At 37.3% G+C, this 12,877-nt stretch carries 9 protein-coding genes and 2 pseudogenes; all 11 read right to left on the bottom strand.

The window, feature by feature from the left end:
• Positions 1–112: 112 nt before the first annotated feature.
• The 11 genes and pseudogenes from OZZ83_RS07555 to OZZ83_RS07505 all read right to left on the bottom strand — a co-directional run bounded on the left by OZZ83_RS07555 (position 113) and on the right by OZZ83_RS07505 (position 12,873).
• On the bottom strand, positions 113–883 hold the full coding sequence (locus OZZ83_RS07555; RefSeq protein ID WP_002287492.1) for an ABC transporter permease: 771 nt from the start codon (positions 881–883) through the stop codon (positions 113–115).
• Positions 876–1,811, bottom strand: coding sequence for an ABC transporter ATP-binding protein (locus OZZ83_RS07550; protein WP_002310523.1), 936 nt, complete (start codon positions 1,809–1,811; stop codon positions 876–878). Before OZZ83_RS07550 ends, OZZ83_RS07555 begins: the two co-directional genes overlap by 8 nt.
• Positions 1,812–2,126: 315 nt before the next feature.
• Positions 2,127–3,777: pseudogene (locus OZZ83_RS07545) on the bottom strand (MutS-related protein).
• Positions 3,778–3,972: 195 nt separating this feature from the next.
• Positions 3,973–4,869 carry a sensor histidine kinase gene (locus tag OZZ83_RS07540; RefSeq protein WP_104841774.1) on the bottom strand — a complete coding sequence of 299 codons (897 nt, stop codon included), beginning with the start codon at positions 4,867–4,869 and terminating at the stop codon, positions 3,973–3,975.
• Positions 4,862–5,209: pseudogene (locus OZZ83_RS07535) on the bottom strand (winged helix-turn-helix domain-containing protein); the annotation flags it as partial. The pseudogene OZZ83_RS07535 and the gene OZZ83_RS07540, both read right to left, overlap by 8 nt.
• Positions 5,210–5,213: 4 nt before the next feature.
• Positions 5,214–7,343 (bottom strand): DUF1430 domain-containing protein, encoded by a 2,130-nt coding sequence (locus tag OZZ83_RS07530; RefSeq protein WP_104869393.1) that lies wholly within the window; start codon positions 7,341–7,343, stop codon positions 5,214–5,216.
• A 437-nt stretch (positions 7,344–7,780) separates the two neighbouring features.
• Positions 7,781–8,848 (bottom strand): Fic family protein, encoded by a 1,068-nt coding sequence (locus tag OZZ83_RS07525; protein WP_278023568.1) that lies wholly within the window; start codon positions 8,846–8,848, stop codon positions 7,781–7,783.
• Positions 8,849–8,997: 149 nt separating this feature from the next.
• Positions 8,998–9,201 (bottom strand): hypothetical protein, encoded by a 204-nt coding sequence (locus tag OZZ83_RS07520; RefSeq protein ID WP_025479421.1) that lies wholly within the window; start codon positions 9,199–9,201, stop codon positions 8,998–9,000.
• 484 nt (positions 9,202–9,685) lie between these two features.
• Positions 9,686–10,561, bottom strand: a complete 876-nt coding sequence (locus OZZ83_RS07515; protein WP_002335266.1) for a carbohydrate ABC transporter permease — start codon at positions 10,559–10,561, stop codon at positions 9,686–9,688.
• Complete coding sequence (locus OZZ83_RS07510) at positions 10,562–11,446, bottom strand: carbohydrate ABC transporter permease (protein WP_002344807.1); 885 nt, start codon at positions 11,444–11,446, stop codon at positions 10,562–10,564.
• A gap of 101 nt (positions 11,447–11,547) precedes the next feature.
• Entirely contained in the window at positions 11,548–12,873 is a 1,326-nt protein-coding gene (locus tag OZZ83_RS07505; RefSeq protein WP_278023566.1) for an ABC transporter substrate-binding protein, read from the bottom strand.
• Positions 12,874–12,877 lie beyond the last annotated feature (4 nt).

Raw genomic sequence — 12,877 nt, 5'->3', positions numbered from 1 at the left:
GTTCTCCTGCCAACTCCTCGGTATTCGCTCAACAAACGACAAAATATGAGGAGCTATTTTCCCGTTTATTTCTCTAATACTCAGATCAAAACGCTGATTTCACAACCTCTTTCTAACTTCTCAATCCTCTTCCTTTATTGATCAAATACCAAGTAACAGCGTACAAAACAACGATGAATAACACAAGTACGATCATCGATGTTGCTACTGGCACATCGATCGTTCCAAGGAATCCGTAACGGAAACCGGAGATCATATAAACGATCGGATTGACTTTCGATACAGCTTGCCAAAATGGCGGCAACATAGAGATGGCATAGAAAACGCCACCTAGATAAGTTAACGGCTGCAAGACAAATGTAGGCACGATTGATACATCATCATAAGACTGAGCAAAAATCCCGTTGAGCAGTCCTGCTAACGAAAACAAGATTGCCGTCATCAATAATGTAATGATGACCATGAACCATGAATACACATGAAGTGGTACAAAGAACAAGGAAATGATCGTTACGAGAGAGCCGACGAGAATACTGCGACCCACTCCGCCAATCACAAAGCCCCAAATAATCACATGTGTAGGAACAGGTGCTACCAAGATTTCTTCGATATTTTTCTGGAATTTTTGAGAGAAGAAGGACGAAGAAACGTTGGCATACGAACTAGTGATAGCAGACATCATAATCAAACCAGGCACGATGAATTCCATATATGAAAAACCACCCATGTCACCGATCCGACCACCGATCATTTTTCCGAAAATAACAAAATACAAGGATGTCGTGATCACTGGTGGAACCAGTGTTTGGACCCATATACGCAAATAGCGGTTCGTTTCCTTGATAGCTAAACTTTTTAATGCAGTAAAATAAAGATTAAACATTTTTCTCCTCCGTATGATCATTTTCTTCTGTGATTTTCAAGAACAGTTCTTCTAAACGATTCGACTTATTCCTCATAGAAAGAACTTTGATTCCTTGTCTTGTCAGCTGATCGAAGATTCCGTTCACCCCTTGATTTCGTTCAACTTCGACAGCGATTGTCTGTTCATCTTCAAATGTACAAGCGTATCCTTCAATCACAGGTTTGGTCTCATATGGCGCTAAATCAAAGATAAATGTTTCAAATTGAAGTTTGGATAGAAGCTCTTTCATACTAGTATTCTCGATTAGTTCACCTGATTGGATGATCCCGATGTTACGACAAAGCATTTCAGCTTCTTCTAAATAATGCGTCGTCAAAATGATCGTTGTACCATTTTCGTTCAATTCTCGTAGAAACTCCCACATCTCGCGTCTCAATTCAATATCGACTCCTGCTGTTGGTTCATCCAAGATCAGCAAACGTGGTTCATGCATCAATGCCCTAGCAATCATCAGTCTTCGCTTCATTCCCCCGGAAAGCATACGTGCACGGACATTTCTCTTTTCCCAGAGATTGGACTGCTTCAAATATTTTTCGCTGCGTTTCATCGCTTCTTTGCGAGAGACACCGTAGTAACCTGCTTGATTCACGACGATTTGCTGGACCGTTTCAAAGGGATTGAAATTGAACTCTTGCGGGACTAATCCAATCTGTTGCTTTGCTCGGACTAGATCCGTATCCAGATCATAACCGAAGACCTTCACTTTTCCAGATGTTTTATTGACTAAAGAAGTAATGATTCCGATCGTTGTAGACTTTCCAGCTCCATTTGGTCCTAATAGCGCATAGAAATCTCCTTCTTTCACGGAAAGATCGATTCCTCGCAATGCTTCGACCCCACTTCCATAAACCTTTTTCAAATTATTTATTTCAAGCGCATTTGCCATTTATTTCCTATCTCCTTATAGACATGATTCTTTATTGTATCATGGAATACAGCAGATGAAAAAACAACTTGGTTCCAGAGAAAAATCAGGTTGCTGGGCTCAGGAAAATCTCCTAATAAAAGACATCAATCGGACGAAGTCAGACAACCTTTTCAGAAAAAACAAATCGAAGATAAAGGATTACTATTCATATATGCAACAAAAGGAGCGTGAGACAAAAGTAAAGAACACTTTTGTCTCACGCTCTAAACACGTATAAACGGCAGAAGCAAAATCCATGATTTTTGATCCAATAAATACTTTCGATCACTTCGCCTATCCCAATACATGCCACTGCCGCTTTTCATCAAATGACGCGGCTTCCGTTTTTGCGGTTTCTACTAAAGTCTCTGGGTAATCCAAAACTTTCAGCAAAGCAATCGCATTTCGGGTCCTTGAAGGTCCTTCTTTTAATTTGAAATCAAAACTGATTCCTTTTCCTTCTGTTACTTGTTCTTCAAAGTGGACATTCTCACAATAATTCTTTAAAATCTCTGTCAATTCGATATCATGTGTGGCGACAAATGCTAAAGATGGATACTCCGCAAGCCACCGAACGACTGAAGCGGAAGAAGCAATCCGTTCAATCGTATTTGTCCCTTTTAAAATCTCATCTACGAAGCAGTAGCAGCGTTCTTTGGAAGCCACTTGGTCCAACAAACGTTTGATCGATTTGATTTCTGAAACAAAATAACTGTCGCCTTCAAATAAATCATCTTCGATTGCCATGGAAGTCAACACATGTCCAGGTTGCAGGGTAAACTGTTCTGCAATCGCTGTTTGAATCGTCTGTGCTAGAATACAGCTGATAGCTATACTTTTGACATACGTAGATTTTCCTGATGCATTGGAACCCGTGACTAATGTATTCTTCTGCCAGTTGACTGGATTCACTACCGCTTCTTTTAACAATGGATGATAGATATCTTTCACTGTCACACCGCCCTCAGTAAATTCCGGACGGCAAGTGATGGGCATATAAGTACGGTAATTCAATACTGCGGCGGCTACTTCCAGTTCTCCCAGCAATTCCCACAGCTTGATGGCTTCAGTTGAATGCTTTTCTAATTTAGTGAGAACGAAATGATAGGAGATAAATGGCAGCATGAACATGATGTTGACATATTCAAAAATCAACTCTGCTTCACTCCCGCTCTTCATACGAAATGAAAAACCTAATTTAGGGATGTCTCTTAATGGTTTAGTTTGCTGTTTCAGCTCTTCTTGAAGTGGTGTCGGCAGTTTTGCTAACTGATTGGCGGCTGAAATCGTTGAAACCAAATAACTCATGCTATTCAGCTCTGTTTCTAGTGTCTGTTTCTTCACTAGATAATAGACCGTATTGAATACTAACCCACCGATTGCCAAATAGATTCCTAGTACTTGACCTAAAAGAAGCAAACCTACACCCACCAGCGGAAGCAAGCCAAGAAAAATAAATAAACCTACGCGTCCAATCTTTTTACTTTTTCCATCCGCTAGATATTGTTTTGCAAAATTATGATCTTTTTTTCCTAAACGAGCGAATTGATATTGGATTTTTTCCCTCAGTTGAGGATTTTCCTGATAAAAAGCAATCAGTTTTTCTAACTGCTGATCTTCACCAAAATCAAAGCTGCGTAAACGTTGATACAACGCTTCTGAACCTACACTAGAATAGGTACTGTTGATTCCTTCGAATACTTCGAACATATCCAGGTCATACCAAGTAAGATCATCGATTTCGCTATCCCATGAACGGAACTTCTTCTCCGTGAGCCATGCTTCCTTCAAGCTTTCTTCTTTATCAAATCTCGGTTGATAAGGAATTTTTCCCCCATTTGCTACGAACTGTTTCCTTTAATTTCAAACGTGAAAAAATGTCTAAAGCAACTAATAAAATAACAGCTGCAATAATAATTAAAACGATAAATTCTCTTTGATTCATATCCCTCTCCGTTCCTTTATTTGTTAGCTTTAGTATAGCACTGTTGCGCTATTTGAAAAGGGGGTACAAAAATAACTGTCTTCGTTACCTAATTCGTATCAATCACACCAAAATAAAAACACCTTCCAAAAAAGAAGATGTCTTTAAAACGAGATACAATTTTTTTGTCATTCACTTCAGGTAAATTAGAGCCAATTAAACCCTCCGCAACTTGACGGAGATGGAGAAGATGCCCCCGTCTAATTTAGTGGCCATTTCTCCTCCCATTCCTTCCACCAATCTTTTTGACAGGTAAAGCCCGATTCCGCTAGATTCCGTATTTGTGCGGCTGGTATTTTCTGTATAAAAACGCTGGAAGACTTTTTCAACAGAGGTTTGCGCTCCTGCTTTGATAGGATTGGCCACTGTTAATCGAATGAATGGATCCTCTTTTGAAAATGTCACCTTTGCTTGTCCATCTGCATAACGCAATAAATTCTGTATGATATTTTGCAGCACTCGCAACAACATGAGCGGATCTGCTAATACCGTTGTATTTATCGAGTGTTCAGCGAACGCTACCTCGATATTTTTTACAGAAAATTGTTCATAAAAAGAGAAAAATACTTCTTCCACCTCTTTAGAAAAAGAAAGCGTATGGAGGTCCATTTCTTTTTGCTTCGTCTCTATTCGAGCAAGATCATAAAACTGATCCGTCATACTGAGTAATCTTGCAACAGATTGTTTGATGATCGTTAAATACTTCTCCCGTTTCTCCGTATCCTCTACCTGTTCCAGTGATTGTACATAACCGTTAATAGCAGTCAAAGGAGTTCTGAGATCATGAGAAAGGCCGACGATCGATAGTCTGATGTTTTCTTCCATTTCTTGAAATACTTGTCCTTTTTGTTCATTTTCATCCACCCATGTATTCAGTGCATCTACTAGGTCCATTAGATTCTTTTCTCGAAATTTGACTGAAAGACGACCACCATATTCTTGTCGTTCAGAAAGAGTAGCGATTTTCTTAGTCAATCGCTTGATTTCCCTTTGCAGGAAGAAAATAAAACTTCCCATAAAGATAACAACGAGAAGCAATAGCCACTTAATCAAATCTAAACCCCACTCCCCACACCGTATGAATATACACAGCATATGCCTTTGCTAGTTTCCCTCGAAGATTGGAAATATGCATATTCACTGTTTTCTCACTATCAAAATATGGTTCTTGCCAAACTGTTTCATAAAGGTTTGCTCGCGAAAATACTTTTTTCGGATGTTCTAAAAAAAGCTTCAGCAGATCGAATTCTCTTCCTGTCAAATGGACAGCCACCCCATTCACATTTACCTCCCTTGACTCTTTGTCCAGTAAGATTTCCTTGTAATAGATGCGTTGCGACAGATCTTTTACTTGGACAGAAGTCTGATGACGAAGTTGGATGCCGATTCGTAAAAAATCATTTACTTTCACATAATCTGTTCTGTTTTTTCTCGATTAAAAAAAATGTAGACAACAGCACAATACATTCGATTAGTATGTATAACGAAAAAATAAAAACATCCGTTATCCTAAATGAATGGACAGCTACATAGATAAAAAACAAAAGATATTGTAAGCCAAACAACAGAAAAATTCTTCTATAAGTTTTGAAAAAAGAAACACCATTTAACCGCCAAACAACAAATTTTTGCCGATAAAGGCGGAAATAGCTCAGTGTGGAATAGGTAATCAAAACAATAACCAATAAAATAGTAATCGATAAATCAGTTATCCTTTGTCTTATGTCCCACAAATAAATCAACTGCAATTCTGTTTTCCTTAACTGTTCCATTGGGATCAAAAAAGGAAAGTTGTCTTCCAATCCTGCTTCCTTCAATAACGGAAGATATCTATCATAGGTTTCTTGTGCAGTCCCAATCAATGGAATTTTTAATGGTTCAGCAAAACTATTTCCTGTCAGAATATTTCTATGAGAAATGGGTAGATTGTTCAAAGTGAATACATGGATGATATTCGGCTGATTGATGATGATTGCCTGTTCTTGGTCAAAGGCAAAGATTTCTTGTTCATCTTGGATGGTATAAAACAAAACATCCTCTTCTTTTTTTGTTCGTCTATCAGGATTCATTTCATTCAAAAACCAAGAACGAAGTTGAACAAAATCGGGCATCATTCGTTCTGGGATTAATATGATTTCTCGATCCTCATTTTTATCAATTTGGATAGGCTGATTTGTTATGCTGATGAGCGGATACTTGTCTAAATAGTTTTTATTTACATAAATAGATTGATGGATCAAAGGATTCTCTTCTTCAAAATAAGCACTTGTATCAACCTCGATTGCTCCATCATCCAACAGTTGCGAAAGCAACTTTGTTTTATCTAATCCTCTCATATCTTGAGAAAGATCTGTCAAAGTCGCTTCATTGCCGCCAAGTCTTGGATAGAAAACGGCATGATTTTTTATTTCTTCAGGTACTGCTTCTGGTGTAAGGAATGTGCGAGCATATTCAGTTAACGGAACAAGTTGTACCACGCTAAAAAATAAAATCAACATTTTGACAGAATAGATAGTATAAAAGAATCCTTTACCAAAAGTTTGGCGATTTAGTTGCTTATTCAATGAAAGATTGCCTAGTAAATCAATCACAAAAAAAGAAATGATTAGACTAAAAATAAGCAAGAACAGTTGCACTAGCACAAACAAATGATTCACTGAATGTAGGACAAAGAAGAAAGCTACCAATAGATTCAAGAGAAAAAGAATCACTAATTCTTTTAATAATAATCTTTTTAAAATTTTTCTACTAGTTAAACCATTTAAACGATAGATCGCAATGTGTCTATTGTTCTCTAGTATCCATAAAATCAAGGAAAGGCTATAGAAAAGAGTAAATATCACAAAAGTAGATGCTTCTAATGTTCGAGATGGTGCAAATGTTTCTATGTCATTCTCATATTGAAAAGATGTGGGTTCGTACGCTGTCTCAAAGGAGAGATTGTATTCATCAGATAATTTTGATAGGAACCTATCTAGAGTTTTTTGATCTTTCGTTTCCACAAAAAAATCAGCTGGATTTAGCGCCTCAGCCATTTGTATCGGTAGTATAAAAAAATCTTCGTTTTTCAGTTGTTTATTTTCTAAATATTCCGCATCTGGATATTTCTCTAAGTCAGATGCAAAATAATTTTTTTCACTGATTATTTGAGGCTCTATGTAAAAATTGTTCAAAAGATGTGTTTCTGTTTGCTTGGAAAGAAAAAATGTATGTGTTTCACCTAAACGATCAAAAGAGATTTCTCCTGTTTCAGAAAAGGTATGGTCTCTCACACCATAGAATGAAACTTTTGCCATATAGTTTACATTCAATTTTTCTGAGACTGATTCAAGTATTTCTAGAACCCTAGTTTCTTGCTGAGGATCTACGATAAATTCTGGAAATCTGAACGGTGTAAAATACTCGGCCGTGTTTACCTTTTTTTGGAAATCTTCTTCCCTATTCACATTCCTAATGGCAACAGCCAATGCAAGACTTGAGAGTATAGACAACAGCAAAACGATTTTTTTCAATACTATATTAGTCATCGGCAAAACTCCTTGTTTTTAGCTCCTATTGAAAGAACTTATCTAGCTCACCACATCTCAATCAAATCATATCATAGTAAAGACGGAAAATTGACTTCGGCAAAAAATACATATATTTTTTATTTCTATTAGTTGACACCCTTACCTTACTATTTTATTATTTGTGACTCTATCCAATATATTTACTAAAGCAAAAAAAAAATAGAAAAATATTACTAATGCTGTTAAATCAAGGTCTCTAGTTGCTAACACGCTTTATTTTTAAAACAAGAATATCTTTGCTAATTTTTCTACAGAAAAGTTCCTTGTCATAATGGTTATTAACAAGGAATTTTTTTCCAATTCATTTTTAACTGTGAAGCTGGATCAACGCAGAACGCATTGATTGGAAAATTTTCACTGTTTTCACTAGTTCTAGTAAGAAGCAGTGAATCGTATTACGATTTAAAATCATTTGATCGTTGATACTTAGTTGAACGCCCCTTCCCAACTTTCTGAATCTTGCTCTCCGCTTGTAATTCAGCCAAAGCTCGTTCAATCGTTCGCTGGCTAATATCCGGCAACAAATTTTCTAGGTCAGCCCTACTTAGAGGTTCAAAGGACTTTTCTAGTTCTTCTACTACCCGCTCTGCTGGTGTTAGTTCACGATTGATAATCATCTCGAAGCGTTCTGAAAATTCTTCATAAGTTCGTAAAATAATACCCAATAAATAGCGAACGAAAGGCGTATAATCTTGTTCATTTTCTAGCCAGCCAACAGAACTTGTTTGCAGAGCGTCATAATAAGTTTGTTTCGATTTTTCAACTAGCATTTCAATGCTAATATATTTACCAACCAAATACCCTGACTTATATAACAGTAACAGTGTTAACAAACGTGACATACGACCATTTCCGACACTAAATGGATGGATTGATAGAAAATCTAAAACAAAACAGGGAATCAAAATTAATGGATCAATCTCATCCTTTTGAATTGCTTGATTGTACTGATAACACAACTCTTCAATTAAATCGGGCGTTAAATAAGCTGGAGCTGGTACAAAGCGAACTCGTTCGTTACCATCTAGATCTTTTTCTGTAATGACATTATCACCACTTTTGAACTTTCCTTTGTAACTTTTAGCTGAGTAATTGTAGAGGTTCTTGTGTAACGTTAAAATATCGTTTGGCACTACGCGAATATACTCGTAACTGTCATGAATCAGTTTCAAAACATCACGATAACCTGCTATTTCTTCTTCATCTCGATTGCGCGGTTTGACTTTTTCTTCTACGAGTTGCTTTAATCGACCGTCCGTAGTCGCAATTCCTTCGATTTTATTCGAAGCCTCTGTACTTTGAATCAAAGCTAAATCTGTCAACTTGTTCAAAATTTCTGGTTTTGTTGTGATATACAGCTCTTGTTTCCCTTTGTATTCATGAATCTTTGTCAACATATTTAATAAATCATAAGTAATCGATAGTTTTTCTAACTTTTGATAATTGAATTCTTTCACTGCCATCCACCTCTTTTCTCCGCCATTTCATACCATTTGGCGGAGAAAAAAGACACCTCCAACATAGGAAGTGCCTTGAAAGGATGCAATTAAATAGTATCCGCAAGCAAATAAATGAAGCAATACTAAACTCTGCATACGTCTCACCCTCTCTTTTAACCATTCCAATCTTCATAAAACTTATCAATCGAAAAACGTCTTGTCAGGTTACGATAAATACCATGATTAATCACACCACTAAAAAAACAAATATACGCCAATGAAAAATGTTGCATAAAGAAAATGGTCAGTCCAATAAAAGCAATGTTATAGACAGTTACTAAAGGGAGCCGATAACTTACCAACAAAGACCATTCCATTTTCTTCCTGAAAGGGATTTGGGTAACTCTCGAATCACTTGAGATCAGTAAAACAAAAAGCATACTGCTCAATAAAAAACAGCTAGTCAAAACAAACGGAAACAACATAACAGATTGACGGTAAAGTATCAGTATACGAAAACCAAAGAGAATAAAAGAAATGAAAAGTGAACACAAAACAAAAAATATCCAGTTATTCTTGAAAATTTCTCGATAATACATGAAATAGTCTTTTCGATCCATTAAATGCTTTGAATCAGTAAATAGTCGAAATTGAGCTGAAAGACTCGCAAGGAATAAAACGAATGGGCCTAGAAATAAAAGAAAGTTATTCAGTGTGAATCTTATAAAAAACAAGACGATCAGAAAGAAGCTATTTGAAAGAATGAAATACATCTGATAAACCAGCAATCGATATACATAATGAACAGTCGAAACGGTCCACTCAGAAATAGAATGAAAAATACTATTCATCTGCTCTACCTTATCCTTTGATACCAGAACTAGTGACACCTTCTACAAAATACTTTTGAGCACTGAAAAACAGGATGATCGCTGGTAACAAAGAGATAACCGACATCGCAAACACTTGGTTCCATGGTGTATTAGTGGACGGATCGACATTTAACCGTAAAGCAAGAGACACCGGGAATTTGTCTTGGGAGGTAATATAAATCAGCGGTCCTAAAAAGTCACTGAAACTCCAGACAAACTGAAAAATCACACAGGAAATCAATGCAGGTTTCAATGCCGGAAGCAGTACTCTCCATAGAACTCCAAATGAAGTACAGCCATCAACAATTGCCGCTTCATCAAGATCTCGCGGAATCGAACGCAGAAATTGAATCATCATAAAAACAAAAAATGGTTCTTGACCTAAAAAGGAGTTTGCCAGCAGTGGAATATATGTATCTAACAAATCCAACCGATTCCAAAAAAGATACAAGGGGATTCTTGTCACGACTTGCGGTAAAAACATCGTTGCCATCAAAAGTGAGAACATCACTTTTTTAAACGGAAAATCAAATCGGGCAAACCCGTACGCTGTAAGAGTTGCTGAAACAACAGTAAAAACGATTTTGGGAATAACATATTTAAAAGTATTGATAAAATATAAGGTAAAAGTATAATCTCCTTTTGTGTCCCAACCATCAATATACGCTTGGAAATCAATGGTCGAAGGAATAAAGCCGATCGATGTAAAGATTTCATTATTCGATTTAAATGACGCACCAATCATCCAAATAATTGGATAGAGCATGATCAGTGCAACAACAGTCAAAATAAAATAGCGAATAATCGATTGTCCTTGCTTTTTATGGTGGTTCCTTTTTTTAGATACTACAGGTGTTGCCTCCATCTATTTCCCACCTCCGTCAGAATAATACACCCATCTTTTCTGGCTTGAAAAAAGGATGATCGTTGAACAAACAATCAGTGCAAACAACACCCAACTCGCCGCACTTGCGTAGCCCATATCAAATTCTTTGAACGCTTTGTCATAGATAAACATCGATGATAGATACGTAGCATTGAGTGGTCCACGACCGGTTACGATAAAAGGGCCATTAAACTCTTGAAAGGCGTTGTTTAGCTGCATCACTAAGTTGAAGAAAATCGTAGGAGTAATCAAGGGAATCGTGATTGTGAAAAATTGCGTCCATTTAGAAGCGCCATCCAAACTCGATGATTCATATAAATCTTGGGGGATTTCTTTCAATGCAGCTAAAAATATCAGCATAGATGAACCAAATTGCCAAACTTTTAAGAGAATCAATACGATCATCGCTCCTATGGGTGTCGATAACCAGTTGATTGGCTCTATCCCAAAATAGCCAAGGAAGATATTCACTAAACCTTCTGGCTGAAACATGGACCGCCAAAGCACACCAACCGCCACATTTCCTCCTAAAATCGAGGGAATGTAATAAGCCGTTCGATAGAAATTGATGGCTTTCAACTTGAAATTCAGGATAAAAGCAACGAATAAAGCAAATGCAAGCTGAAACGGCACTGTAAACACTGTATAGATCAATGTCGCCCGCATCGAATCAAGGAATGTTTGATCTTTAAATAGATTCAAATAATTTTGAATGCCTAAAAATTCTGGTGTCTGTCCAACACGAGCCAATGAGTAATCTGTCAGTGAGTAATAAAATGAGGATAAGATCGGCCAAACAGTTAGTAAAAAGAAACCAATTAGCCACGGGGTCACATAGATCAGTCCTATTCTTTCTTTTTTCATAAAAGCCCTCCAAACGTCTATAGTTGTTCCATCATCAACAGCGGAACTTCATAGGAGTATATTGAATCACTCATACTCCCACAAAGTGCCGATACATCTGTCTATTGCAATTTATAATCTTTGGCAAGCTTCTCCGCTTGGTCTTTTGTTTTCGTATACACATTTCGCGCAGCTGTTTCTAAATCCGTCCGCCCCAATTCAACTGCTTCCATTTCTGTCGTGTAAATAGTCGTCAAGGTACCATCCTCATAAAAAGGAGTCTGATTGATTTTTGTTGCGCTTTGAGCATATTCGAATCCCTCCTTCATCACTCCAGCCAGTTGACCATTTTCAGATAAAGCTTCGATGGCTTTGTTTGAAGCCGGTATTCCTCTTGAAAGACCCAGTATTTTATTTGCCTCTTCGCCATTTAAAAATTCATTTAGAAATGTTCCTACCTCTTCCGGATGCTCGACATTTTTTCGAACGGCAAACAATAGAGAAGGTTTCGACATTAAATTCACTTCCGTTCCACCTTCTGCGATTGGATAATCAACAATGACCATTTCATCGCCAATCTCCTTTAACGCTTCATAGTTCGAAGCGATTCCTGCATTCCAGTCAATTCCACCTGCATACTGTCCTTCTATCCATTTTTTGTTCGTGGCTAACGAAACTGGTTCTGATCCTACATTTTCTAAATAATCCTGTCTTGAAACAAACACTCCTGCATCCGCCATCTCTTTATACCAAGTCATCGCTTCAAGATAATCCTGTTCTGTCCAATTCATATTCCCTTTTTCATCAAATTCAGACTTGCCAGTTTTCTGTTGTAACCAGATTGTCACTGGAAAACGCCAAGTCGGTGATACGACGCAATAGGATCCTTCTGGTAATTTCTTTGCTGCTTCAACATAATCATCCCACGTCTTCAACGTAGAAATATCGATCCCATGTCTTTCATATTCAGATTTGTTTAAATACATGACTAAGGTATTTTCTCCATAAGGAACGGCAACTTGCTTTCCATCAACCTGTCCAAATTTCAAAAAATCAGGATCATAGGTGGATAAATCCAATGTATCAATCGTATCAAGGTCATAAAAACCATCATTTTGACCAAATTGCGGCACCCAATTGTAGAGAAGTGTGGTTATATCCGCTAAAGTATTTCCTGCATATCTCGTAGTGAATGCCTGATCCAAATCGCCAAATCCACTAGGTTCACCTTTCACCGCAATCTCTGGGTATTCCTCTTCAAAATAAGCGATCATCTCTTGTGTTGCCTGATGACGATCGTCATTTCCCCACCAGCTAAAACTGATCTCTACACGTTCATCACTGGAAGCTGTTTCTGTCTTTTTTCTTCCTGCGTTACATCCCGCTGTTACTAGCGATGCCAAAAGCATAAAGCTTAGTATTAATATTTGTTTTTTCCATTTTTTCATCCAT

Origin of the sequence: Enterococcus sp. E5-162, assembly GCF_035725965.1 — a bacterium.
Classification (GTDB): Bacteria; Bacillota; Bacilli; order Lactobacillales; family Enterococcaceae; genus Enterococcus_B; species Enterococcus_B lactis.
Note: the sequence above shows the minus strand (reverse complement) of the source record. Positions and strands in the feature narration are given on the sequence as shown.